Genomic DNA, 25405 nt, shown 5'->3' on the forward strand with positions numbered 1-25405 from the left:
CCCCACTTACGGTGCAACACTCGTCATATAATTCCCGATTGTCGCACTGTTCATTTCACCTTTATGAATCGCTTTGATTTCTCCATCTTCATCGATAACGACAGTCGTCGGCAACGGGTCTACACCAAAAGCATCCGCTACTTCATTGTTATTATCGAAAGCCACGGGTAGATTGACCTTCTCTTTCAGGCCACTGAAAAACTGTTCGACCTGCTGCGGCGTATTTCTGAGATGAATCGCCAGCACTTCGACGTCCTTTTCCTTGAACTTGTCGTAGTTATCACTAAGTGCAGGCATCTCACGCTTACACGGTTCACACCAGGTCCCCCAGAAGTTCAGGATAAGCCCTTTTCCTTTATAATCACTCAGTTTAACCGTTTTACCGTCCATCGTCTGCAGTTCGAAATTCGGTGCCGCATCACCAACCTGCACCTCTTTATTCTTATCTTTAGTCAGTGTTGAATAGACGATAAAACCAATGGCCAGAGCAATCAGCAGCATCACTATATACTGCGTGATTCTTTTTGATTGTTTATTCATTTTTTCTCCTCACTTCATCCATAGTTATGTCCATTATAGCACTCGTTCCTTTTGTATTAGTGGCAACTATGTGAATTTTAAGACTGGTTCTGAGCGAGGTTTCTCATCGTTTTTACTTCGTGCGGACTTAGTTCACGTGCATCTCCGGCATTGATTCCTTTTAAATTCAGAGGACCGTATTCTACACGTGAAAGTTTGACGACTTCATGGCCGAAATGAGCGAACATCCTTCTGACCTGGCGGTTACGTCCTTCAGATATCGTGATTTCAACAAGTGTTGTGTTCTTCTCACGGTCCTGAGCTTTCACTTTGACGACAGCCGGGGCAGTCTTGCCATCATCAAGCATGACCCCTTTTTCGAGCTGCTTCACTTGTTCACGGAGCAGGTAACCTTTCAACTTAGCCACGTATTTCTTCTTGATTTTATAGCGGGGATGCGTCATCTGATTGGCGAACTCTCCATCATTGGTCAGAAGCAGCAGCCCGGAAGTTTCATAGTCAAGACGTCCGACAGGGAATATTCTTTCCTGGAGCTGCGGGAAGTAATCCGTGACAACCGTTCTTCCTTTATCGTCTGATACGCTTGTGATGACTTTAGTGGGCTTGTGAAAAAGAATATAGACTTTATCCGGGTTTTCAAGCGGGATACCTTCTACTTCGATATGATCGGAAGATTTTACTTTCGTGCCCAGTGTCTTGACGACCTCACCGTTGACTGTTACTCTGCCTGCTTCGATAAGGGCTTCTGCTTTGCGTCTTGAAGTCACACCGCTTCTTGCGATGACTTTCTGTAATCGATCTAATTGTTCTGACATATTATTCTCCTTTTGTTGTGAGGGATTTAAAGAATAGATCCATCTCTTCTTTTGATTCTGTATCGCTGTCCTCAGGTAATGCATCCAGTGAGGACAGGCCGAACACCTGCAGAAAATAATCAGTCGTATAAAGCTGCTGACTTCTTGAGTCTTCGGTTCTGACAGCGACGAGACCTCTTTCTATCAGTGTTCTGACGGGTCCGTCTGAATGAACGCCCCTCAAATTTTCTACATCGTTTCTCGTTACGGGCTGGTTATAGGCAATAATCGCAAGCGTCTCCATAGAAGCCTGTGTCAGCTTACGCTCAGTCTGCTGAACGACAAGTTCCTCAATATAGGAGTTATAGGTGGCCTTCAGTTCAAGAAACCACTTCATTCCATATTTTTTAATCTGAAAGACTTCAGAATGAAACAGTTGAGTAAGCTGTTCCACTTCATCATGGTCGATATTGAGTAGATTTTCAACCCTTTCACTCGCAACACCTTCATCTCCTGCAGCATATAGCAGGGCGGTCATGATATCTATTTTTGCCGGCATCCTAAGCCCCCCTCCTGATCATAATTTCTCCGAACAGCTGCTGCTGCTCGACTTTAATCTGCTGATTTTTCATCATTTCAAGCATTGCCATGAATAAAGTGACAAGCTGATGCCTTGTCTCAGAAAAATAAAATAGGTCTGTAAAACGTATTTCACTGGCCTTCTGCAGTTTTTCAGTGATAGCATCTGACGCCTGCTGAATCGTATAGTTCTCCCGACTGACCGTCACAGTCACAGGTGCAACCCGTTTCCTTCTGTTTTTCGCTTTTTCATATGCTGCAATAAGATCGGTAATATTCAGCACGAGTTCCTGTTCCTCAGTTCTCTCAAATTGCGAAAGGTCGTTCGGTGCCTTGATGAAATGTTCTTTCGCCGTGCTCCTTTTCTCACTCAGTAAGGTCGCATAATATTTATAATTCTGATATTCAATCAGCTGGGTGACGAGTTCCTCGCGCGGATCTTCTTCCGCTTCGTCTGGAGCAGGTAGAAGCATCCTGCTTTTGATGCGCAGCAGCTCACTCGCCATCACAAGATACTCGGCCTGTATATTGATATCCCAGTTCGACATGGAATTGATATAATGAAGGTACTGCTCTGTCAGATGCTTCATCGAAATATCATAGATGTCTATCTCAAGTTTTTTGATGAGATGCAGCAGCAGGTCAAGCGGACCTTCAAATGCATCCAGTTTCACTTCGTACATAAATTTTCCTTTCCGGGGAGTGTTGTTATGTTAAATGATTATGTGGATTACTATTATTATTTTCTGCACGCCAGACATTACTTCGAATGTCATGAAATCATGGAGGACGCCTGGAAAAACAAGGTGAAATACCATAAAAATGACCTCGAAGTCGGTCTGATTCTTCTGGCAACAAGCCAGTATCATCTGAGACGCGGTAACATTAAAGGGGCACAGACCTGTCTCAGAAAAGCCCATGCTATTCTGGAGAATAAGAAGGGGCACCTTATGTCAGCCGGTCTGGAGACAACTGTGCTATCCCTGCTGGCAGAACAGCTGACATCCACACAGTACGAACCCTTATCTCTGCCGCTGACAGACGATATGCGGATTGCTCTCAAGAAACGTCATCCTGATTTTGAAGTCCGGTCTGAGTCAGATGCAAGGTGGATCCATTATCACAAAACACGGGACCGTCAGGCGGTTATCGCTGCCAGAGCGCAATCAATGCGCGATAAACATCCAGTAGATGATGCCCCAGGCAAGCGCCATAATGACTAAAGCTGCAAGCGTATAATATTTATTGTCCATAGTTCCTCCTATGCTCTCGGGTGTGTCTTTTTGTAGACATCCCTGATCTGTTTTTTGGAAATATGTGTATAAAGCTGTGTCGTACTAATATCAGCATGCCCGAGCATCTCCTGCACTGCCCTTAAGTCAGCACCATTCTCAAGAAGGTGCGTGGCAAATGAATGTCTGAGTGTATGGGGGGTCAGTTTCTTCTTGATGCCCGCTTCCTCTTTCAGCTGTCTGATGATCTTCCAGAAGCCCTGCCGCGTCATACGTCTCCCGTGGAAATTGAGGAACAGGCTGTCTGTCACTTCTTTTTTCAGCATGCGAGGTCGTGTATGCTTCAGATAGTAATCGAGCACTTCCATCGACTTTGTGCCGAGCGGTACAATCCGCTCCTTATTCCCTTTTCCGAAGACTCGCACATAGCCCATGATCAGATTCACGTCATCAACATCAAGGTTAATCAGTTCGCTGACACGCATACCGGTCGCATATAACAGTTCCAGCATAGCCTGATCCCGTCTGCCGAATAGTTTGGACGTGTCCGGTGACTGCAGAAACTGGTCCACTTCCTGTATGCTCAGCACATCCGGCAGATGCTGCGCTACTTTCGGCGGCTCAACCATCACACTTGGATCCTTGACCGCATATTTCTCACGCAGCGCAAACTGATGGAATCCTCTGATAGAAGCGGTCTGTCTGGCAATGGTCTTCTGGGATTTATTCTGTTCTTTCAGTTCACCGAGATAAAGGCCGATTGTCATTCGTTCGACATTATCCAGATGCCCGATTTTCTCTTTTTTCAGAAACTGCATATAGCCGGTCAGGTCTCTTCTATAGGCGGCTATCGTATTATCGCTCAGCCCTTTTTCGATCTTGATAAAATGCAGAAACTCCTCAACAATATCATCCATTTGATCACCTCTGTTCAAGTTTACCATAACCATTTTATAATCATATAAAAAAACCGCAATCACTGCGGTTACTTCTGACATCGATGACATATCCCGTGAAAGGTCAGACGATGATCCATAATCTTAAATTGATAGTCACGTTCTACTTTCTTTTCTACTTCACCGAGCAGATCTTCCTCTATTTCATCTACCGCGCCGCATTCCATGCACACTAAATGATGATGGAAATGTTCCGCACCTTCTTTTCGGAGATCAAATCTAGCGACGCCGTCACCAAAATTAATTTTATCCACGACTTTCAGTTCTGCCAGCAGCTCCAGTGTCCGGTAGACAGTCGCAAGACCTATTTCAGGTGAAGACTCTCTTACTTTGAGGAACACATCCTCAGCACTTAAATGATCCGCTTCATTTTCCAGCAAGACCCGCACAGTAGATTCACGTTGAGGTGTCAATTTATAGGAAGCAGCATGAAGCTGGTCTTTGATTCTATTGATTCTTTCCTGCATAGTTCACCTACTCCTGACGGGCAATTTATATTAATAAAATAGCAATAATCAGCGAACAATGCAACTCTCACTTTCTTTTAATTAGAATCATTACAATCAAGAAGCACGGTCTGAAGCGCCAGAATAGTTTTAGCATCCCTTACCTGTCCTGAAGCAAGCAAAGCGGTAATTTCTTTGAATGGCAGCCACTGAAGCTCGATAAATTCATCGTCATCTGCAGAGAACGCATCAGATTCACTTAAATTTTCTGCACGGTATAATGAGATGAGTTCATCACAGAAACCGGGTGAAACATAAAATTCATGTAGCAGGGTCATGCTTTCTGCCTGAAGGCCAGTCTCCTCAATCAGTTCACGACGCGCTGTAGTCATTCGCTCTTCGCCTGCTTCAACTTTACCGGCAGGCACTTCTATCAGTGTTTCGTCCATTGCTTTACGGAACTGTTTAATCAGCAGTATCTGATCATCTTTTACAGCAAGTATCGCTACAGCGCCAGGATGCTTCACGACTTCACGCGTCGTCTGTCTGCCGTTCGGCAGTTCAACTGTCTGTTTCTCAAGCTTCAGCATGCGGCCTTGATAAATGGTCTCTATAGAAATTGTTTTTTCTTCAAATGACATTGTTTTGCCCTCTTTTCTGTCCGTGTTAAACTAATACTAATATACCACTAGGAGGGATTCATGTGAATCATCGCACGACTAAAAGCGGACTTAAGTTTTCTGAACTCAGCCTGGGCTGTATGAACCTGCCGCTTGATTACCCGGAAGCTAAAAATATTCTAAGCACTGCACTGGACTCTGAAATAAGCTATTTTGATACAGCAGACCTCTATAATAAAGGGGAGAATGAAACGCTTCTTGGCCGCTTCTTCAAGGAGAATGGACATCGTCACGATGTGATGATCGGCTCAAAAGTAGGTAACGAGTTCTTCAGAGGGTCTGATGAAGTCAGATGGAATCCATCACGTGAACATATCATGGAAAGTGTCAAGGACAGCTTACAGCGGCTCGGCACTGATTACCTGGACCTCTACATGCTGCACGGCGGCATGATCGAGGATAATAAAGAAGAGACGATCGAGGCATTCAATATTCTGAAACGTGAAGGACTGATCAGAGCTTACGGCATCAGCTCCATCCGGCCGAATGTCATTCGCTTCTATCTCGACTACAGTGATATTGATGTGGTGATGATGCAGTTCAACCTGCTGGATAACCGGCCGGAAATGCTCACCGAGGAAATTGCAGCACGCGACGTCAGAATTCTGGCGCGCGGACCTGTGATGAAAGGTCTTCTGACTGAACAGTACCAGGACGTACTGCCAAAGAAATTTAAGGAGGGTCTATTTGACTATTCCGTGGAAGAACTGAATACGACATTATCTCAAGTTCAGGAACCTCTTACTGTGAGCACAATGAATTACTTACTGGAACAGCCTGTCGCATCCATTGTCGCGGGTGCGAGCTCCGTTGAACAGCTGACATCAAACATAGACGCCTATCAGCAGGTGGACTACCATACGCATAGTCGTGACCGCTTCCACAGCATCAACTACGAGGATCATCTATGAAACTGAAAGATGTGGCAGTCCTGGGTTCTGCCCTTATCACGCTCGGACTGGTGACATCAGGCGCGATCGGCAGTAACTATATCCTTAACTTCAGGATGCGGGATGTAGACGTCATCCGCCGGCGCGAAATAAAAGCGAAACGTCTCGATGAAAAAGCCCATCAGGCCCTTAATCCGAAAAAAGTGTACATCAGCTCCAAAAACGGCTACCATATCAATGCTGAGATCATCAGGAAATATCCCCATAATCACTGGATGATTTTCTGTCACGGCGTCACAGAGAACAGCATCACCTCAATTAAATATATGAATCTTTTTATGGATCTCGGTTATAACGGTGTGATTTTCGATCACCGCAGGCATGGTTCAAGCGGCGGCAGATTTTCAACGTATGGTTATTTTGAGAAACATGACCTTGAATCCGTCATCAGTTATATGAAGGAAACATACGGCTTCGATATGACGTTCGGTGTGCACGGCGAGTCGATGGGTGCTGCGACGATGCTGCTCTATGCCGGTGAACTGGCTAACGAAGCAGATTTCTATATCTCTGACTGCTCCTTCGCGTCATTTGAACGTGTACTGACCCATATCATCGGCCAGAGACTGCAGATCGGTTCAGGCTTTCTGCTGAAGTTCATCAATCTGTTCCTCAGAATACGTTCCAGGTTCTCACTGTATGCTGTATCGCCTATCAAGGTCATCCAGAACATTGAGCAGCCTGTTCTTTTCATTCATTCAAAACCGGACACGTTTATCCCGTACACGCACTCCGTCGATCTCTATAATAAGAAACAGGGCCCGAAAAGAAAATGGTATCCTGAATACGGCGGTCATGCGTCAAGCTACAATGTCAACCCTGTCACCTACCGTAAAAAAGTGAAGAACTTTCTGACAGAGTTCAATCTGCTGCCAGAAAGCTAGTTAGTCATGCTTTGATAAGAAGAGAGGTCTGAACAGCTTTTCTATCGCACGCGGTGCGATTTGATAAAGTGTCAGGCTATGATGCATCCAGCGAGGTCTGTTCACTTCATTCTTCTTGTCCGCTATTGCCTGGACGATCTGAGCAGCAAGTGAGTCACAGTCCAGCTGGATGCTTTTTGTTTTTTCACTGTAATGACCGCTGACATCAGCACGGCTGAAGAAATCCGTTTCCACCGGGCCGGTACTGACTGTCATCACATGCAGGTCAGGATACTCAAGACGAAGCGCATTGCTCAGACTGAGCAGCGCCGCTTTTGATGCCGCATATACCGAGCCGAACGGTGTTGCAACGCGGGCGGACTGCGAGACGATATTGACAACAGAAGCACCCGGTCTCACTAAGGGTATCAGTTCTTTCAGCAGAACTGCCGGGTGCGTGACATTCACATTCATCATCGCCACAATTTCATCTGCCGAGTGATCAGCAAAGGATTTGAAGTAGCCGTAACCGGCATTATTGATGATGCCATCATATGTCTCACCTTTATTGATAAGTGAAGCAGCCAGACCTCTGACAGCAGGAAGATCATCCAGCGCAATCAGGTAGACTTCAAGCTGCTGCGGATATAGTTCCTGCAGCACCTTAAGCTTCCTCTCATTTCGGCCGAGAACCAGGACGGTTGCTCCCCTGCCAATCAGTTCACTCAGCAGCGACTGTCCGAGCCCTCCTGTACCGCCAGTCAGGATATATTTTTTTCCGATCATTTTTATCCCCTCTTTTACTCGTTTTAGTTCAATGTTACACTAGTAGTGACGATATTAAAAACACTTGGAGGAGCAATGTGATGAAAATTGTATTTTACGGGGCTGGTAATATGGCGAGCGCTATTTTTGAGGGGCTGATCAGCAGCAGTCTGCTGAACAGTCATGATATCTACCTGACTAATCGTTCCAGTGAGAATCAGCTGCAGAATTATCAGGAGAGACTGAATGTCAATTACAGCTATGATGATATTGAACTGCTGACAGATGCTGATTACGTCTTTTTAGCGACTAAACCTGATGACTTCGATTCGCTTGCCGAACGAATCAGAGATAAAGTGCAGCCCGGCAATCACTTTATTTCAATTATGGCCGGTGTCTCCCTCAACCAGATTAAAACTAGACTGCAGACACAAAATCCGATTGCGCGCATTATGCCGAACACTAACGCGCAGGTCCAGCAATCCGTCACTGGTATTACTTTCTCTGATACCTTTGATGCAGGCCATAAGACAGAGCTCTTCAAAATCCTGAGTTCCTTTGGAACTGCGCTTGAGGTTGAAGAGGAAAAACTCCATCAGGTCACAGCTATCACTGGCAGCGGGCCTGCTTTCCTCTATTATATGTATGAACAGTACATCAAGGCAGCGTTGAAGATGGGACTGGAAAAAGAGCACGTTGATGCTGCCGTCAGAAATCTGATCATCGGGACAGGACACATGCTTGAGGCAAGTGAACTTGGAATAGAGCAGCTGCGCGAGAACATCACCTCCAAAGGTGGGACGACAAAAGCCGGCCTGGATGCACTGAAGAAATACCCTGTGGAGGCTATTTTCACCGATTGTCTGGAAGAAGCCATCAAACGCAGTAAAGAATTATCAGAATAAGAAAAACACCTGAATCATTTTCAGGTGTTTTTCTATTGATGGACAGCGACTATCGGCTCAAAATCATCGGGTACTGTTTCCGTACGGACGACCAGTACATCACATTTCGCATGTCTCACAATCGATTCAGAAGTAGAACCCAGAATAAACCGTTCAACAGCATTCATGCCCTCTGAACCGCAGATGATAAGATCTGCCGCCACTTCTACTGCAATCTTCTTAGGAATCAATATATCAGGCGACCCCACATCACTGATTACTTCAATATCTGACAAACCAGAACTGACAGCCAGCTCCTTGTATCCTGCAAGCAGCTTCTGACTGTATGACTCTGCTTCTCCTATATCAGGTCTGTCCTCTGTCATGATATCGGCATAACTTCTGCCATCAATGATATGGACGACGTAAAGAGCGGCCTCATTTCTCTTAGCTGTTTCTACCGCTTTATTGAATGCCCACTCTGCATCACGTGATCCATCCACTGCAATTAAAACCCGGTCATAGCTCAACATCTCAATCTCCTTTTTACTCATCATACCATATTCACGGAAACACTCAAAAAATCACGTGCAATCCGGAAATTAAAGTCTGGTGCCTCTCTTCTGATACGCGCTTCCAGCAGCTGAATATCCTGCTGATGGTATCTGTTGCTGACATGGTTGATCAGGGTCAGTTTGACTTGACAGCGTTCAGCAAGTTTGATGACATCATTGATATGACTGTGATGATACTGATGACTCAGTCCAAGATCTCCTTCAAGATACGTACTTTCGTGGACGATGATATCAGCGTCAGCCGCTAACTTCTCCTCATTAATTGACGGCATCGTGTCACCGAAGAAAGTAATGATCTTACCCGGAATCTGTTCTGCCCTGTACGTGCTAGCGTCATACACCTTGCCGCCGTAATATACGGTGTCCTGAGATTTGAATTCCCGGTAGACAGGACCCGGCGCTATGCCTTCAGCGACCAGTTTCTCCTGTAGGAGCCTGCCCTCCTGGTCCGGAAACTCGAGTCTGTAGCCGTAAGAAGGAACGCCATGAGACAGCAGACCTACCTTAATCCGAATATCATGACGTTCAAAGCAGTCAGAATCCTCCACTTCAATGACTTCAAGGGGATAGTTCAGATGCGACGCCGATAATGATAAGGTCGTCTCAATAAAGGATTTGATGCCGACAGGTCCGTATACCGTCAGCGGCTTATTCTCACCGCCCTGAAAACTCCTGGACGACAGAAGACCCGGCAGACCGAAAAGATGATCACCATGCATATGCGTGATAAAGATAGCGCTCAGTTTGCCTAGTTTGATTCTTGTGTGGAGAATCTGGTGCTGAACCGCTTCCCCTGCATCGAACAGCCAGTATTCATTCAGCAGTGGATTCAGACTGAGCACTGTCGCCTGTGTATTACGTTCTTTAGTGGGCAAGCCTGCACTTGTCCCGAGAAATGTGATTTCCAACTTTGTTCACCTACTTAATTTGTCATGATATTATAGCATGTTTTAATTGTGTTTTAAGTCATTGTGTGAAAAAATAATAAAGAATTTAAACGAATCGAGGTCCCGTAGATGGATATTGAAAAGCAGAATATTCCCTGTCTCATTACAATTTTTGGTGCTACTGGAGATTTAAGTCACCGCAAGTTATTCCCTTCACTATTTCATCTCTTTCAGCAAGGTAATCTGAATGACCATATCGCCATTATCGGTATCGGACGCAGAGACTGGGATAATGAGAAATTCAGAGAAGAGATCAAAGCTTCAATAACGAAACACGTGAAGGATACAGCACGTATTGATGATTTTATGACACACGTCTACTATCAATCCCATGACGTTAATAATATTGAGAGCTATCAGAATCTATTGAAACTGGCGGACCAGCTGGACAATGACTACCAGCTGGCAGGTAATCGTCTTTTCTATCTGGCGATGGCACCTGAGTTTTTCGGCATCGTCACGGATTCCCTGAAGGAAAGCGGACTGACAGATACGAAAGGGTTTACCCGACTGATCATCGAAAAACCATTCGGTACAGATCTCAAATCAGCTGAAGCACTTAATGCCCAGATCACACGTTCATTCAAAGAAGAGGAAATCTATCGTATCGACCATTATCTCGGTAAGGACATGGTGCAGAACATTGAGATTCTCCGTTTCAGCAATGCGATGTTCGAACCGCTCTGGAACAATAAGTATATCTCTAATATTCAGGTCACTTCTTCAGAAACGCTCGGTGTAGAAGATCGCGGTGGTTACTACGAAAATAGTGGCGCCTTAAAAGATATGGTGCAGAACCACATGCTGCAGATTGTTTCCTTGCTTGCTATGGAGCCGCCCATTTCACTTGAATCTGACGATATCCGAAACGAAAAAGTGAAGGCCCTGCGTTCTATCAGACAAGTGAAACCGTCAGAAGTACGTAACTATTTTGTCCGAGGGCAATATGACAAAGGCATCGTCAATGACGGGACAGTTCCGAAATACCGGGACGAGGAGAACGTAGACCCTGATTCCAATACGCCTACTTTTGTCGCTGCTAAAGTCATGATTGATAACTTCCGCTGGGCCGGTGTTCCTTTCTATATCCGTACAGGTAAACGCATGAAGAAAAAGGAAATCCGTGTCGTCGTAGAATTCAAGGAAGTACCGATGAACCTTTACTATAAGCGTGATCAGAAACTGGATTCCAATCTACTTATCATCAATATTCAGCCGAACGAAGGAATCGAGCTTCATCTGAATGCCAGAAAATATATTGAAGGCATTGATACGGAGCCCGTCAAGCTGTCCTATGCACTGACAGCACAGGATAAGATGAATACAGTGGATGCATATGAAGGTCTTATCTATGATTGTCTGAAAGGTGATGCGACTAATTTTACACATTGGGAAGAACTAAAAGCGACATGGAGCTATGTCGATACTGTCGATCAGTACTGGCGCGAGCATCCCGCCCCGTTTCCTAACTATCAGGCAGGTTCATACGGACCGATCAAAAGTGATCTGCTGCTGAACCGGGATAATCTGCACTGGTGGAATTTTTAAGTCTCAACCTCTTCTGAACTTCAGAAGAGGTTTTTTAAAGGGGAAGAATGATATCCGGATGAAGATCTGAATATCAATAGATGACCCTCATTTCCCTGTCCTCAGTCACGATCACTTTATCGATTTCGGCTCCGGTCTGATGCGCATGCCGATTGTCATGCACTTTGCGTTAGGTATACCCGTCTCAGGCATTGAGCTGAATAAGGCACTGGATATGGAGAGCAGAGAGAAAGACGTTATTATGCCCGTCACTTTCCAGCTCTCGCTTCATCGTGACTGTATATAATCTGAATGTTCTGGATTACAAGTTCAGCGGCAGAGAATCCATTCTTTTTTTCAATCCTTGCTCAGCTGAGATTTTCAGGTCTGTCATCCATTGTTTCTTATCAGCTTATCCGTACAAAAGACGTGCGTTTGTGATATTATATTATGCAAAGCATGAATATACTGACATTCTGAATCAGTTCGGGCTTTTTAAAGAAGTGCATCGCATTGAACTGAAAGATTATCAGAATGACCCTGACGACGTCATCATTATCTATCAGATTGGCTAAAATCTAGAAACGAGGCATTATGGAATCTCTTAAAATGATTCAGCAGACGATTGTCTATCTTGAGGATAATCTGCTGATGGACATACAACTTGATACTCTTGCCCGACATATCGGTGAGACTCCATTTCATCTGAATCAGACCTTCACGATGATAACAGGCATGAACATTGAAGAATATCTCACAAGACGCCGTTTATCTGAAGCCGCCGCAGACCTGATAGCAGGCAAAGTAAGTCTGCTGGAGATCGCCGCTAAATACGGCTATGCAGATGCTGCCGCTTTCAACGACGCCTTCAGAGACTATCACGGTCTGTCACCACTGCAGGCACGTACGCACCGTCAGCAACTGAAGCAGCTCAATCGTCTCTACGTGAAGCTTGCTGTGACAGAAGAACCACCTCTCTCTTATATGATTGAATCGAAAGTACAATCGCGTCTCATCGGTCACCGTACACAGATTGCCAGTAAAGCGCTCTACAATCACTTCCTGATTGCTGATCTTCTGCTGGATCACTACGAAGAAGGTAAGCTGGCCGAGCTTGCTGAACAAGGAGATGGTCCTCTTTATTTAGTGGTCCATCCTCATCCATATGGTCTTGAACTGTTCGTCGGTGTAGCAAGTGATGAAAAAACACTTCTTGAAACAGAGCATCTGCACCATACCAAGTTTGCTGTATTTAAGAAACGCGGACATCTTGATTATATTTTCAATGAAATCTGGCAGTCTATTGAACAACAGATATCAGTCATGCTGGATTACAGGAAAAACGATTATTATATTGCGCAGCTGAATCTTCCACTTGATTTTAATAGTTTCGACAATAAGATTTCATTCTATCTGCCAATAGAATAAAAAAAGCTGAACCTTGCAGTCTACAAGGTTCAGCTTTTTTACGTCCGGCTATTTCCATTCTGTATGGAAGATACCTTCTTTATCCTTACGTTCATAAGTGTGCGCACCAAAATAATCACGCTGTGCCTGAATCAGATTGGCAGGAAGGTCCTTTGCCCGGTAGCTGTCAAAGTAAGTGATCGCTGCAGCAAATGAAGGAACCGGGAAACCCGCTTCGATTGCAGTGCCTGTCACCTTGCGGAGTGCACCGTTGTATTCTGATACAATCCCGTTGAAATACGGGTCAAGAAGGAGGTTCTGAAGTTCAGTATTTTGATCATATGCATCCTTGATTTTCTGCAGGAACTGCGCACGGATGATACAGCCTTCACGCCATATCATGGCGAGTTCTCCAAGATGCAGATTCCAGTTATTGATTTCACTTGCAACTTTCATCTGACTGAATCCTTGAGCGTAACTACAGATCTTGCTCATATATAGCGCCTGTCTGATCTGTTCAAGAAATTCTTTTTTGTCACCTTTAAATTCATACTCATGTGCATCAAACGCTTTGGACGCTGCAACACGTTCCTCTTTCTGAGCAGAGATAAAACGCGCGAACACTGACTCTGTGATAATCGTCAGCGGGATACCCAAGTCAAGCGCGTTGATGGAAGTCCATTTCCCTGTCCCCTTCTGACCGGCCTTATCCATCACTTTCTCAACGAGCGGCGTGCCGTCTTCATCCATCTTACGGAAGATATCGGCAGTGATCTCGATTAAATAAGAGTCCAGCTCCCCCTTATTCCATTCGGCAAATGTGTCCGCGATCTCATCATGAGGCATCTTCAGCACATTCTTCATCAGGTTATAGCTTTCAGCGATGAGCTGCATATCAGCGTACTCGATACCATTATGCACCATCTTGACATAATGACCCGCACCATCCGGACCGATATAAGTCACACAAGGCTTACCATCGTGTGCCTTCGCTGCGATATCCTCCAGGATCGGTTTAACAAGCTCATAGGCTTCCTTCTGGCCGCCCGGCATGATTGAGGGACCGTGAAGCGCCCCTTCTTCTCCACCTGAGACGCCTGTTCCGATGAAGTTCAGACCTTTTTCAGATAAATAGAGATTACGGCGGATTGTATCATTGTAGTTCGTATTACCACCGTCAATCAGGATATCTCCTTCTTCAAGCAGTGGAAGCAGACTTTCAATCGTATGATCAGTCGCTTCACCCGCTTTTACCATCATCAGAATACGACGAGGGACCTCCAGGCTTTCAACAAAATCCTCTAATGAATAAGTCGGAAAAATATTTTTCCCTTGCGACTCAGCGGCCATTTCTTCTGTCTTCTGTGGTGAGCGGTTAAATACAGAGACTGTATAACCTCTTGATTCAATATTCCATGCCAGATTCTTACCCATTACGGCAAGTCCGATGACACCGATCTGCTGTTTCGTCATTTGGATACCTCTTTCTTAATAATTTACCCCATTATTATAACATAGTAAAAGAAGAAAAGAATTCCCTGAGGAATTCTCTTAAACTAACTTAATGATTTCGAGCACCTGCTCATTCAGTTTAACAAGCTCACTGACCGGCATCTTCTCCTGATTTGTATGAATATCCTGGTAGCCGACAGCAAGGACAACCGTCGGAACGCCGTAGCTATTAAAGATGTTCGCATCACTGCCACCGCCGCTTTTCTTCAGCACAGGTGTCAGTCCGATATTCTCCGCTGCCTGCTTCGCAATCTGTACGGCTGCACTGTTTTCTTCAACGTTGAATGCTGGATAGCTTGGCGTCACGGTCACGTCTGCACTACCGCCCATTTCCTCAGCAGTGTCTTCGAACGCTGCCTTCATATGGGCGACCTGCCTGTCGAGCTTGGACTGATCCAGACTGCGTGCCTCACTTAAGATATAACAGCTGTCAGCAACGATATTCGTCGCTGTACCGCCTTCAAAACGACCGATATTCGCTGTCGTTTCAGCACCGATACGGCCTAGGGTCATACGACTGACCGCTTTTGCTGCTATATTGATGGCGCTGATGCCGTTTTCCGGTGCAAGTCCGGCATGCGCTGTTCTGCCTGTGATATGCACTTCCAGTTTTGCCTGGCTTGGTGCAGCTGTCACAATGGTACCGACTTCGTTACCGGAATCAAGTGCATAACCGAACTGGCTTGAAAGATACTCTGGATCAAATGCTTTCGCGCCTACCAGCTGACTTTCCTCACCGACAGAAATAATAAACTGCAGGGGGCCATGATTGATCTTTTCTTCCTTGATGACGCGAAGCGTCTCAAGAAGTACAGCGATGCCCGCCTTATCATCTGCTCCTAGAATCGTCGTGCCATCAGAATGGATAATATCATCTGTGATGACAGGCTTAACGCCTTTCCCAGGTGTCACAGTATCCATATGACATGAGAAGTAAATAGGCTGTTTCGCTTCATCACCTTCAATATTGACAATCAGGTTTCCTGCACCAAAACCAGTATCTTTCTGGCTGTCATCTTCAATGACATGATAACCAAGCTCAGTGAAGGTACTGACTAAATGGTCAGCTATCTCTCTTTCATGCCCAGTTTCGCTATCAATCTGTACCAGGTCCAAAAATGTATCTACTAGACGTTGCTGGTTTACCATACGAACACTCCTCATTAATTAGTAATTTTGTTATAATAGGTTAAAAAAGAAAGGACATCCAGATGATGAATTCCAATACAAGACGCATTCTGATTATCATATTGCTCGTTTTCGTTGTAGCAGCACTTATCCTATCTAGTGTTTTACCCTTTTTAATGATGTAATCTACTGCGGTAGATTACTTTTTTATTTTTTCAGGGATCCAAACTTCGATTTGATGTGCAGATAGTTCTCCAGTTCATGCAGCAGCTGGAAAGCAGAGGCTCTGGAATGAAAAGCTTCATAACTGGTCGGTAATTGATGGTCTTTCAGCTGCAGCTGTATCGCATATAAATCGTGCAACCGGATTGCCGTGTGATCATGCCCGGAAATGTTCTGACTCATTTCATGGATCAGCTCACTTAGCTGCTGATGCAGCTGATCAGAACGGCTGACATTGTTAATCAGACCCACCATCCGGTAGAGCAGAAGGGCCTGTTCTCCTCTCATCGTGAAGTAATGATAGTATGAATTGTCATTACGTCCGAAGTGATTTTCAACATCCATAAATGCAACGGATTTGGCCTTTTCAATGGTCAGCTGCACATGGGCGATCATTCTATGGTCCAGCTTAATATCGACATATTTCAGTGCCTCTGAAAACTCAGAGAGGATGAGCTGGAATTCCTGCTCTATATTTGTCTTGTAGTCTTCAAGTTCCCTGCTGCGATTCGGCATAAACAAATTGAGCAGCAGAGCGATAGAAAGACCGATGATAATCAGCAGTATCTCATTGAGGATGAAGTCCAGGCTGACCCCTTTTGAGTTAAAGCAGTGCAGGATGATGACGCAGGCGGTCACAACACCTTCCTGCGTCCCGATCACAACTGTTGCCGGTATAAACAGCAGCACGATAAGACCGAGGACAACCGGATAGTAACCTAACAGTTCAAACACAAGACTTGCAAAGATCAGTCCCATCAGACAGGAGGCGAAACGTGCCCATGCTGCCTGCATCGATTTCATCTTTGTGTTCTTCACACAGAGGACAACCAGAATAGCAGCAGAAGAGAAATTGATCACACCTAATTGCTTGGCAATAATGACACCGATCGCCATCCCAGCAGCTGTTTTAATCGTACGGAAACCAATTCTATAAGGATTCAGTTTAAAAGTCTTCATGAAATAAAGCCAGGGTTGCCCCTGGCTTATCTTTCCTCCCCGTATTCTTCAAATAAGGCCTGAATGCTAGTGATCACACTCATCGGATCGTGACCTTCAATTTCATGACGTTCAATCATTGAAATGATTTTGCCGTCTTTTAGCAGAGCGAAGGATGGACTTGATGGCGGATAACCTTCGAAATAATCGCGGGCAGTCGCGGTCGCTTCCTTATCCTGTCCTGCAAAAACCGTTACAAGATGGTTCGGTAGTTTATCATAATGCAGTGCATGAGCTGCTGCCGGACGTGCTATGCCGCCCGCACAGCCGCAGACTGAATTGATCATGACGAATACTGTACCTGGCTTCTCAAAGACTTCCTTTACTTCTTCAGATGTGCGAAGCTGCTGATAGCCGGCATTTTCTATTTCCTGTCGTGCAGTGTTCACGACTTCATTCATATATAGATTAAAATCCATTTCCATGTAACAACACCTCTTCTGTCCTTAATAATCTTATCTTACATAAAGTAAGAAGATATATCTAGGATGTTGTTCTATCTTCTAGAAATAATTGAATGTTCATGACGACTGAATGTACTTCTGACACGCATCATCTGCTCGATGCGTTCTTCTGCCATTCTTTCAGCTGCAACAGTGGTAGATATATTATCACGTTTAGCGATATCAAAGATCTTATCCATCTGATTGTAGATCTCCTTCACTTTATCAGTCGCACGTTTTTCATTATAGCCATAAAGTTCATCCGCTACATTGATCACGCCGCCTGAATTGGCGACAAAGTCCGGCGCATAGATAATCTGACGGTCAGCAAGCATCGCGCTGTGTTTCTCCATCTCTTTCAGCTGGTTGTTTGCACTGCCGCAGACCGCTTTGACTTTAAGCTGCGGGATAGTGTCATCATTCAGGATGCCCCCGAGTGCGCACGGTGCAAAGATATCAGCCTCCACACCATATATATCGTCAGGTGCAACGGCTGACGCTCCGAAGTCATTGACTGCACGATCGATAGAGGCCTGGAAGATATCAGTCACAATCAGTTCTGCCCCTTCCTCGTGCAGATACTCACATAATTTATAGGAAACATTACCTACCCCTTGAACAGAAACTTTAAGTCCTTGCAGGGAATCCGTTCCGAATGCTTCCTTTGCGGTACGCTTCATCGCCTGATAGACGCCGAGCGCAGTAACAGGGCTTGGATTTCCTGAAGAGCCAAAACTCTCTGACAGCCCGACAACAAAATCTGTCTCCTCATGCATGGTATCCATATCACTGACAGTCGTCCCCACATCTTCTGCCGTGATATAGCGGCCGTTCAGACTTTGCACATAACGACCGAGCGCTCTGAATAATGCTTCTGATTTATCTTTCTTCGGATCGCCGATAATAACCGTTTTGGCACCGCCAAGATTCAGACCTGCTGCCGCGTTTTTGTAGGTCATCCCACGGGCGAGTCGCAGCGCGTCCTCAATCGCTTCTTCTTCTGAAGCATATGGCCACATCCGGCAGCCCCCAAGTGCAGGTCCGAGCGTCGTATCGTGAATCGCAATAATCGCTTTCAGCCCACTGGCTTTATCCTGACAGAAGACCACCTGCTCGTAATCGTACTGTTCCAACGTTTCAAAAATCATATCATTACCCCTTTTCTTCTAATATAGCTTCGATACACCAATATTATTGCATAAAAACATTAACTTTCAAACTATAAAATTGCAGAAGAGCAATTTATCCCTTTTCAGTTGTTTTCATCGTTACTTTAAATTAATAAAGCGTTTACATTACAGATTTAGTAAAAAACGAAAACAGAAATGGTATATCAGCATAGTAAAAAATGATGTTTTGACTAATTGTTTTTATTTTAGTACGAGTAAGCTATAATAATAGCAGGTGATGACATGCAAAAAATACTCGCACTTCTTGTGCTTATTATTCCTATCTATCTGGCTGGCCTTGGCATCAAATGGATGCGTGATGCCGTATTCGGTGCCCTGGTACCAGAACTTCATTTTATCTGGCTGCAGTTTCTGCTTGGTGCGCTCTTTTCATTGCTGGGCATTGCATTTGTAGGGGGTTATATCCTGCATATGGAAAAGAGAAATAACAGAATACCGAACAAAGAGAAGTAAACACTGTTTACTTCTCTTTGTTCATTTTCACGGCCAGTTCTACTTCATCAGTGATAACGGCGTCGACTGCTGAATCAAGCCAGTAAGAAAGATCCCGCTCTTTATTGACCGTATATATTCTGACCGGAAGACCATAAGACTGGATCAGTTCAGCATAAGCTTTTGACGTGTAGTTCGTATCAGTATGAATCGCATCAAAAAGAAAGCGTTCCTGCAGCAGCCAGGGCTGATCAATGTATTTTGAATAAAGAAGCGCAGTCTCTATTTCAGGTGCCCTTTCTTTTACCCTGACGATACATTCAGGATGAAAACTCGAAATGACGACATGTCTGAGTGAGTACCGGGACAGCAGGGCGACCAGCCTTTCTTCAAGCATCCCTTCTGTCACAGCTTTAATCTCGATATTAAGCAGCAGTTCCTTATCCTGGACTAGCTCCAGCACCTCCTGTAGAAGTGGTGCCCTTTCCTTTCTTATCAGTTTCCTCTGCAGGCCTATCTTCTTTATTTCATCATAGGTCATATTCTTAATAAGACCTTCGCGTCCTGCCAGTCGTCTGAAATCCTCATCATGAAATACGACCAGCTCACCATCCAGTGAGAGATGCACATCCAGCTCAAGTCCATCTGCACCTGATTGAATGGCTTTTCTGAAAGCCGTCATCGTATTCTCAGTATACTTTGCTCTATAGCCTCTGTGCGCAATTATTTTCATCATTCTACCTCATCAAATATTCAAGCAGTTCACCGGTCGTCGGCCTGATCATCCGGCCTTCAGCCTGCCAGTGCTGTTCAAGTCCCTGATTCCATGCTTTTTCCACTGAGTGTCTGATCGCTCTCTCTATGGTTGCTTTGTTGACATTGAACTTCTTAGCGATCTCAGGATAAAGTTCGCCGGTCAGATGGTTGATTTTAACCGGTTCTCTTTCCAGTATGGAAAGAGCCTCATAGATATACTGCGTTCCCTTCAGACGTTGCGAGAAATAATCAGTCAATAGGTCTGAATCCTTATGTTCAGTCATACGCAGGATATTCTGAGCAATAACATCCAGTTTGACCGGCTTCAGCAGAAAATAATCTCCTCCTAAAGTCAGCGCTTCATTCAATATTGACTCCTTACCAAAAGCTGAGAAGCAGATGACTTTATAGGGCCGTTCAGCAGGTATATCGTTTTTCAGCAAAGTCAGTCCATCTATACTAGGCAGAATCAGATCAAGCAGCAGTATATCAAAATCAGCGCGCTGAATGACCGCCTGCCCTGCCTGACCGTCATGAGCCACTTCAGTCACTATCATCCCCTGCTGAGACAAATAACGATGGATGGCTGTAGCCAGCTCCTGCGAATCTTCTATTATTGCTACTCGGATTGCCATAAACCTCATCCTTTATGTTGTTTATTCTGGGAGATAAGTTCTGCTGCGTGGTCGAGGGTCAGAGGCGTGACTTCCACACCTGAAATCATTCGGGCGACTTCCCTTACTTTATCTTTTCCTGTGAGTTCTGTTACAGTCGTAACGGTGCGGTCGTCCTTCTCATGCTTTTCAATGTAAAGATGGTGATCACTTATTGCTGCAACCTGCGGCAGATGCGAAATACAGATGACCTGGATATGCTCAGAGATCTGCTTCATTTTCTCAGCCATCTTCTGAGCGACTCGGCCTGAGACGCCTGTATCCACTTCATCAAACAGGATGGCTGTCTGTCCTTTGCTTTCGGCGAATATCGTCTTCAGGGCGAGCATGATTCGTGATAGTTCTCCGCCTGAAGCAATCTTATCGAGACTTTTCAGTGGTTCCCCTTTATTCGGACTGATCATGAACTCGATGGCCTCAAGACCTGATGGCCCCGGTTCAATCTTTGTAAATGCTATTTCAAAATTAGCGCTTTTCATCTCAAGATGATAAATTTCGTCCAGAATCTTACTGCGTAGCTGCAGAGCATCTGTCCGGCGCTCCTTGGACAGCTGTGCACCGATTTCAAGCAGCAGCTGATACTGCTTCTTGATCTCTTCTTTCAGGTTCGACGTGCTTTCCTCAAGGTTTTCGATCTGATTGATCTCAGTCTCCAGTTCAGCTATCAGTGTGATCAGTTCCGCGTGATCCTTACCGTATTTACGCTCGAACTGCTGAATCAAGTTCATTCTTGCCTCCATCTCATTCAGATGATTCTCATCATACTCGTTTGTCGTCAGCTCATCATATAACTGATGTTTAGCATCTTCAAGCAAGTAATAGACGCTGTTCGTCTCCTCGAGCAGTGATTGATATTCGCCATTCAGAACATCATCTATTTCTTTTAAAGATTCGTTGAAATCGAATATTTTATCAATGATATTATTCTCATCACTTAAATAACTGACTGCTTTAGTGAGTTCATTATTCAGCTTTTCAAAATTGCGCAGTCGATTGATATCCTCTTTCAAGCTGTTCACTTCTCCGGGAAGCAGTTTTGCCTGCGTGAGTTCATTATGCTGAAACTTGATAAGATCGAGCCGCTGCAGCAACGATTCATCTTTTCTTTCAAGCCTCTTCAGTTCGTCCTTCTTCTCCTGAAAGACATCATATGTAGCTGTATATTCTTCAACAAGAGACTGATAGCGTCCTTTAGAGAATTCATCCAGCAGACGAATATGAAATTTAGCTTTTAACAGGTGCTGTGTTTCATGCTGACCATGGATATCCAGCAGCTCCTGCATAACCTGCTTCAGCTCTGACAGCGTAACGGTCTGATTATTGATTCTACAGATACTTTTACCTGATTTCATGATTTCACGTTTCACGATCATGAAATCATCCTGTGCGATCTCTTTTTCAATGAGCAGCTGATTGACGGCAGGATTGTCATCGATATCAAATACCCCTTCTATCACCGCTTTGTTCTCACCGTGACGTACCAGATTCTGGCTCGCCCTTGCACCGATAAGCATAGAGATAGCATCAATGATGATTGATTTACCTGCGCCCGTTTCTCCGCTCAATACCGTCAGTCCGTCCTTGATATCAATATCCAGTTCATCAATAATAGCAAACTGTCTAATGGATAGTGTCTGTAGCATAAGTTGACCCCCCACCTATAACATATTGAACAATCGTTCAGTCACGACCTTGCCTGCCTTGTCGTCTCTGCAGATAATCAGACATGTATCGTCACCGCAGATTGTACCGAGTATTTCTTCCCAATCGAGCTGGTCAAGTATAGCACCGATTGACTGCGCATTACCTGGCAATGTTTTTAACACAAGCAGATTATCAGTGCCATCGAGCTTGACGAAGGAATCCATCAGATAACGTCCCAGTTTGTCCAGCGGATGAAACTTACGGTCTTTCGGCAGGCTATACACATACTGCCCACTTGGTGTCGGAACTTTTATCAGCTGCAGCTCCTTGATATCTCTTGAGATAGTTGCCTGCGTGACATTCAGATTGACCTCGTTCAGCTTCTCAACGAGTTCTTCCTGTGTTTCTATCTGCTGACTGGAAATAATCTCTCTAATTTTGATCTGTCGCATCGTCTTATTCGCCATGATGGACCTCCTTGTATATTTATACATAATAGTAGCATATAAATATCAGGTTGACTAACAAAAAACCGATTAATCCAGATTAATCGGTTTTCGCTGCTACTACATTATTTATCTGCCTGTCATCTACTATATGCGGCAGGTCCGAATGCTGGAGAAGCAGCAAGTATTCAACGTTGCCGTTTGCACCTTTAATAGGAGAGACTGTTAAATCCTGCGCGCAGAAATGATTGTCTGCGGCAAAATCCAGCACCTCTTGTATAACCCTGAAGTGAACAGCCTTATCATTGACGATCCCTCTTTCACCGACCTCATCCCGGTGTGCCTCGAACTGCGGCTTGATCAAGGCCACAACCTGACCCTGGAGAGCGAGTATTCGGTGAAGCGTCGGAAAGATGAGAGATAATGAAATAAAGCTGACGTCTATAGAAGCGAAGTCTGGACATTCATCAAATTGTTCAGGCGTGACAAAGCGAAAGTTCGTCTGTTCCATGACGGTGACACGTGGATCGATACGCAGGCTGTAAGCAAGCTGATTTGTACCGACATCAATGGCAAAGCTGCGCTTCACACCATTCTTCAGGGCACAGTCAGTGAATCCACCTGTGGATGAACCGATATCAACGTGTATTCTGTTCTGCAGCTTAAGGTTGAATACCTCCACCGCTTTTTCAAGCTTGTAGCCCCCTCTGCTGACATAACGTTTATTCAGTCCTTTTATTCTGATCTTCACTTCTGCAGGATTAATTCTTTCTGCCGCTGAATGAATTCTCTCGTGACCGTTCAGCACTTTGCCGGCCATGATAAATCTTTTTGCTTCGTCAGCAGAGTCAAAATACTCGCGTTCGACGAGCCATTCATCAATCCGCTGTTTTTTCATTCTTACCGACCATCTGCTTGATTTCATCAATGAAATGAGCTGTCGTGAGACCTATTTCCTGCAGCAGCATATCGACATCGCCCTGTTCGATATATTCGTTGTCGATACCTAAGCGTCTCACATGAACATCCATGTTCTGGTCGTTGAAGTAATTGACAACGAGAGAACCAAAACCACCTGTCAGTATGGACTCCTCTACTGTCATAACAGGAACACGACGCGCGTTTAGTTTATTCAGATAAGCAGTATCAAGCGGTTTAATGAAACGAGCATTGACCACTTCCACATTGATGCCTTCTTTTAAAAGCACTTCCTGCGCTTCAAGTATCGCTTGGAGCGTCGGACCGAAGGATAAGATGACGGCATCCTGACCTTCCCTGAGTACTTCCCATGTGCCGTACGGGACGCCTGTTTCAGGTGCTGATACTTTCACGCCTAATCCATTACCTCTCGGATAGCGAATAGCAATCGGTCCCGTATATTCATTGAATGCACTATAGACCATTTTACCTGCTTCGTCCTCATCTTTCGGCATCATCACCGTCATATTCGGTAGGTGGGTCAGGAAAGGAATATCAAAGACGCCTTGATGCGTTTCACCATCAGCACCGACGAGACCTGATCTGTCGATTCCGAATACGGCATGAAGATTCTGCCGGTCGATATCGTGCAGCATCTGATCATATGCACGCTGCAGAAATGTTGAATAAATAGCAACATAAGGTATCATGCCGTTAGCTGCGAGCCCTCCTGCCATCGTCACAGCATGCTGTTCAGCTATTCCGACATCAAAGAACTGGTCAGGTAGCTGCTGCTGGAACTTTGTCAGCTTACTGCCCACAGGCATAGCCGGCGTAATCGCCACGATACGCCTGTCGCTTTCAGCGAGCGCCATGACACTGTCGCTCATCAGCTGACTCCATGAAGGGGCAGAAGCTTTGCCGGCCAGCTGTTCACCGGTGTCCAGCTTATAGGGTCCAAGACCATGCCATGTCCCGATTTTATCGTTCTCTGCATGTTCATATCCTTTCCCTTTTTTTGTGATGACATGGATGATGACCGGTCCCTTGATACGTTTTGATGTTTCAATTGCTTCACCGAGTTCCCTGAAACTGTGACCATCGACCGGTCCCACGTATTTGATGCCGAGCTCTTCAAAAAAGACACCCGGGACGACCAGGTATTTCAGACTATCCTTGATGCGGTCAGCTGAGTCACGCAGCTTATGACCACCGGGCAGTTTGCTCAGGAAACCATCTATATCGACTTTTGCGCGGTTATAGTTCTGATTGGTCCGCAGTCGGCCGAACATGTTATGCATCGCACCGACATTGGGTGCAATGCTCATCTCATTGTCGTTCAGGATGATCGTCATATTAGTTTTATCGTGTCCGATGTGATTCAATGCTTCAAGCGCCATGCCGCCGGTAAGTGCACCATCACCTATCACCGGTACCACGTGGTATGCGTCACCCATAATATCACGTGCCTTTGCCATGCCCATCGCAGCAGAAAGTGAAGTCGAGCTATGCCCCGCTTCCCAGACATCATGTTCACTTTCAGAACGTTTTGGAAAGCCGCTGAGCCCGTTATGCTGACGCAGCTGGTCAAACTGTTCTGCACGACCTGTCAGGATTTTATGGATATAGGCCTGATGACCTACATCAAAAATGATTTTATCCGTCGGACTGTTGAAATACTTGTGGAGCGCCAGTGTCAGTTCTACTACCCCTAAATTGGCTCCGATATGTCCGCCCGTCACCGCACATTTTTCTATGAGAAATTTCCTTATATCTTTACTTAACAGGATAAGCTCTTCGTCTGAAAGATCCCTGATATCTGCCGGAGTCTTTATATTCGCAACATCCATGAGTTTTCCACCTACAGTCTAAATATTATTAAGTTCAATTATAGCA

At 45.1% G+C, this 25405-nt stretch carries 30 protein-coding genes; 9 read left to right on the top strand and 21 right to left on the bottom strand.

The window, feature by feature from the left end:
* Window positions 1–6 precede the first annotated feature (6 nt).
* The 4 genes from resA to ERX40_RS03765 all read right to left on the bottom strand — a co-directional run bounded on the left by resA (window position 7) and on the right by ERX40_RS03765 (window position 2596).
* A complete protein-coding gene (gene resA, locus ERX40_RS03750) occupies window positions 7–540 on the bottom strand; it encodes a thiol-disulfide oxidoreductase ResA (protein ID WP_133417155.1) in 534 nt (177 codons plus the stop codon).
* 77 nt (window positions 541–617) lie between these two features.
* Window positions 618–1355 carry a pseudouridine synthase gene (locus ERX40_RS03755; protein ID WP_133417156.1) on the bottom strand — a complete coding sequence of 246 codons (738 nt, stop codon included), beginning with the start codon at window positions 1353–1355 and terminating at the stop codon, window positions 618–620.
* A 1-nt stretch (window position 1356) separates the two neighbouring features.
* Window positions 1357–1893, bottom strand: a complete 537-nt coding sequence (gene scpB, locus ERX40_RS03760) for an SMC-Scp complex subunit ScpB (protein WP_133417157.1) — start codon at window positions 1891–1893, stop codon at window positions 1357–1359.
* A gap of 1 nt (window position 1894) precedes the next feature.
* Window positions 1895–2596, bottom strand: a complete 702-nt coding sequence (locus ERX40_RS03765) for a segregation and condensation protein A (protein WP_133417158.1) — start codon at window positions 2594–2596, stop codon at window positions 1895–1897.
* 27 nt (window positions 2597–2623) lie between these two features.
* On the opposite strand from ERX40_RS03765, the gene ERX40_RS03770 reads away from it, so the two are divergent.
* Entirely contained in the window at window positions 2624–3136 is a 513-nt protein-coding gene (locus tag ERX40_RS03770) for a DUF309 domain-containing protein (RefSeq protein ID WP_165980647.1), read from the top strand.
* Window positions 3137–3174: 38 nt separating this feature from the next.
* On the opposite strand, the gene xerD is transcribed toward ERX40_RS03770, so the two are convergent.
* The 3 genes from xerD to ERX40_RS03785 all read right to left on the bottom strand — a co-directional run bounded on the left by xerD (window position 3175) and on the right by ERX40_RS03785 (window position 5188).
* Window positions 3175–4062 (bottom strand): site-specific tyrosine recombinase XerD, encoded by an 888-nt coding sequence (gene xerD / locus ERX40_RS03775; RefSeq protein ID WP_133417160.1) that lies wholly within the window; start codon window positions 4060–4062, stop codon window positions 3175–3177.
* A gap of 68 nt (window positions 4063–4130) precedes the next feature.
* Complete coding sequence (gene fur / locus ERX40_RS03780; RefSeq protein ID WP_133417161.1) at window positions 4131–4568, bottom strand: ferric iron uptake transcriptional regulator; 438 nt, start codon at window positions 4566–4568, stop codon at window positions 4131–4133.
* A gap of 77 nt (window positions 4569–4645) precedes the next feature.
* Complete coding sequence (locus ERX40_RS03785) at window positions 4646–5188, bottom strand: NUDIX hydrolase (RefSeq protein WP_133417162.1); 543 nt, start codon at window positions 5186–5188, stop codon at window positions 4646–4648.
* 62 nt (window positions 5189–5250) lie between these two features.
* Here ERX40_RS03785 and ERX40_RS03790 point away from each other — a divergent pair, with 62 nt between their 5' ends.
* On the top strand, window positions 5251–6138 hold the full coding sequence (locus ERX40_RS03790) for an aldo/keto reductase (protein WP_243712904.1): 888 nt from the start codon (window positions 5251–5253) through the stop codon (window positions 6136–6138).
* Window positions 6135–7061, top strand: a complete 927-nt coding sequence (locus tag ERX40_RS03795) for an alpha/beta hydrolase (RefSeq protein ID WP_133417164.1) — start codon at window positions 6135–6137, stop codon at window positions 7059–7061. The genes ERX40_RS03790 and ERX40_RS03795 overlap by 4 nt, the downstream gene beginning before the upstream one ends.
* On the opposite strand, the gene ERX40_RS03800 is transcribed toward ERX40_RS03795, so the two are convergent.
* A complete protein-coding gene (locus ERX40_RS03800) occupies window positions 7062–7826 on the bottom strand; it encodes an SDR family NAD(P)-dependent oxidoreductase (protein WP_133417165.1) in 765 nt (254 codons plus the stop codon). It abuts the gene before it with no gap.
* Between the two features lie 80 nt (window positions 7827–7906).
* On the opposite strand from ERX40_RS03800, the gene proC reads away from it, so the two are divergent.
* The gene (gene proC, locus ERX40_RS03805; protein WP_133417166.1) at window positions 7907–8710 is read left to right on the top strand and encodes a pyrroline-5-carboxylate reductase; all 804 of its coding nucleotides are present in this window, start codon (window positions 7907–7909) and stop codon (window positions 8708–8710) included.
* Between the two features lie 32 nt (window positions 8711–8742).
* Here the strand turns inward: proC and ERX40_RS03810 are convergent, their stop codons facing one another.
* Entirely contained in the window at window positions 8743–9222 is a 480-nt protein-coding gene (locus tag ERX40_RS03810) for a universal stress protein (protein ID WP_133417167.1), read from the bottom strand.
* Window positions 9223–9242: 20 nt separating this feature from the next.
* Window positions 9243–10172: a ribonuclease Z gene (gene rnz, locus ERX40_RS03815; protein WP_133417168.1), complete on the bottom strand. Its 930-nt coding sequence runs from the start codon at window positions 10170–10172 to the stop codon at window positions 9243–9245.
* A gap of 108 nt (window positions 10173–10280) precedes the next feature.
* Between rnz and zwf the strand changes: the two genes are divergently transcribed.
* The 4 genes from zwf (at window position 10281) to ERX40_RS03825 (ending at window position 13166) form a co-directional block, all read left to right on the top strand.
* On the top strand, window positions 10281–11759 hold the full coding sequence (gene zwf / locus ERX40_RS03820) for a glucose-6-phosphate dehydrogenase (RefSeq protein ID WP_133417169.1): 1479 nt from the start codon (window positions 10281–10283) through the stop codon (window positions 11757–11759).
* Window positions 11760–11898: 139 nt separating this feature from the next.
* Window positions 11899–12045, top strand: a complete 147-nt coding sequence (locus ERX40_RS11195; RefSeq protein ID WP_165980648.1) for a hypothetical protein — start codon at window positions 11899–11901, stop codon at window positions 12043–12045.
* Window positions 12032–12313, top strand: a complete 282-nt coding sequence (locus tag ERX40_RS11200; protein ID WP_165980649.1) for a hypothetical protein — start codon at window positions 12032–12034, stop codon at window positions 12311–12313. Before ERX40_RS11195 ends, ERX40_RS11200 begins: the two co-directional genes overlap by 14 nt.
* Window positions 12314–12332: 19 nt before the next feature.
* A complete protein-coding gene (locus ERX40_RS03825) occupies window positions 12333–13166 on the top strand; it encodes a helix-turn-helix domain-containing protein (protein ID WP_133417170.1) in 834 nt (277 codons plus the stop codon).
* Between the two features lie 48 nt (window positions 13167–13214).
* Here ERX40_RS03825 and gndA read toward each other — a convergent pair whose 3' ends face one another.
* From gndA to ERX40_RS03850, 5 genes are all read right to left on the bottom strand, one after another.
* Entirely contained in the window at window positions 13215–14618 is a 1404-nt protein-coding gene (gndA, locus tag ERX40_RS03830) for an NADP-dependent phosphogluconate dehydrogenase (RefSeq protein WP_133417171.1), read from the bottom strand.
* Window positions 14619–14696: 78 nt separating this feature from the next.
* On the bottom strand, window positions 14697–15806 hold the full coding sequence (locus ERX40_RS03835) for a M20/M25/M40 family metallo-hydrolase (RefSeq protein WP_133417172.1): 1110 nt from the start codon (window positions 15804–15806) through the stop codon (window positions 14697–14699).
* A 186-nt stretch (window positions 15807–15992) separates the two neighbouring features.
* Window positions 15993–16967 (bottom strand): aromatic acid exporter family protein, encoded by a 975-nt coding sequence (locus tag ERX40_RS03840; RefSeq protein ID WP_133417173.1) that lies wholly within the window; start codon window positions 16965–16967, stop codon window positions 15993–15995.
* A 26-nt stretch (window positions 16968–16993) separates the two neighbouring features.
* Window positions 16994–17431: a BrxA/BrxB family bacilliredoxin gene (locus tag ERX40_RS03845; RefSeq protein WP_133417174.1), complete on the bottom strand. Its 438-nt coding sequence runs from the start codon at window positions 17429–17431 to the stop codon at window positions 16994–16996.
* A 71-nt stretch (window positions 17432–17502) separates the two neighbouring features.
* On the bottom strand, window positions 17503–18597 hold the full coding sequence (locus tag ERX40_RS03850) for a Glu/Leu/Phe/Val dehydrogenase dimerization domain-containing protein (RefSeq protein ID WP_133417175.1): 1095 nt from the start codon (window positions 18595–18597) through the stop codon (window positions 17503–17505).
* A 264-nt stretch (window positions 18598–18861) separates the two neighbouring features.
* Here ERX40_RS03850 and ERX40_RS03855 point away from each other — a divergent pair, with 264 nt between their 5' ends.
* Window positions 18862–19092, top strand: a complete 231-nt coding sequence (locus tag ERX40_RS03855) for a DUF2627 domain-containing protein (protein ID WP_133417176.1) — start codon at window positions 18862–18864, stop codon at window positions 19090–19092.
* 7 nt (window positions 19093–19099) lie between these two features.
* On the opposite strand, the gene ERX40_RS03860 is transcribed toward ERX40_RS03855, so the two are convergent.
* The 6 genes from ERX40_RS03860 to dxs all read right to left on the bottom strand — a co-directional run bounded on the left by ERX40_RS03860 (window position 19100) and on the right by dxs (window position 25359).
* Entirely contained in the window at window positions 19100–19804 is a 705-nt protein-coding gene (locus ERX40_RS03860) for a glycerophosphodiester phosphodiesterase family protein (RefSeq protein ID WP_165980650.1), read from the bottom strand.
* A gap of 4 nt (window positions 19805–19808) precedes the next feature.
* Window positions 19809–20462: a response regulator gene (locus ERX40_RS03865; RefSeq protein WP_165980651.1), complete on the bottom strand. Its 654-nt coding sequence runs from the start codon at window positions 20460–20462 to the stop codon at window positions 19809–19811.
* Between the two features lie 5 nt (window positions 20463–20467).
* Window positions 20468–22144, bottom strand: a complete 1677-nt coding sequence (gene recN, locus ERX40_RS03870) for a DNA repair protein RecN (protein ID WP_133417179.1) — start codon at window positions 22142–22144, stop codon at window positions 20468–20470.
* A gap of 15 nt (window positions 22145–22159) precedes the next feature.
* Entirely contained in the window at window positions 22160–22612 is a 453-nt protein-coding gene (gene ahrC, locus ERX40_RS03875) for a transcriptional regulator AhrC/ArgR (RefSeq protein ID WP_133417180.1), read from the bottom strand.
* A 79-nt stretch (window positions 22613–22691) separates the two neighbouring features.
* Window positions 22692–23489 carry a TlyA family RNA methyltransferase gene (locus tag ERX40_RS03880; RefSeq protein ID WP_133417181.1) on the bottom strand — a complete coding sequence of 266 codons (798 nt, stop codon included), beginning with the start codon at window positions 23487–23489 and terminating at the stop codon, window positions 22692–22694.
* A complete protein-coding gene (gene dxs, locus ERX40_RS03885; RefSeq protein ID WP_133417182.1) occupies window positions 23470–25359 on the bottom strand; it encodes a 1-deoxy-D-xylulose-5-phosphate synthase in 1890 nt (629 codons plus the stop codon). Before dxs ends, ERX40_RS03880 begins: the two co-directional genes overlap by 20 nt.
* Between the last annotated feature and the right edge of the window lie 46 nt (window positions 25360–25405).

Origin of the sequence: Macrococcus carouselicus (assembly GCF_004359515.1) — a bacterium.
In the GTDB taxonomy this organism is placed as follows: Bacteria; Bacillota; Bacilli; order Staphylococcales; family Staphylococcaceae; genus Macrococcus; species Macrococcus carouselicus.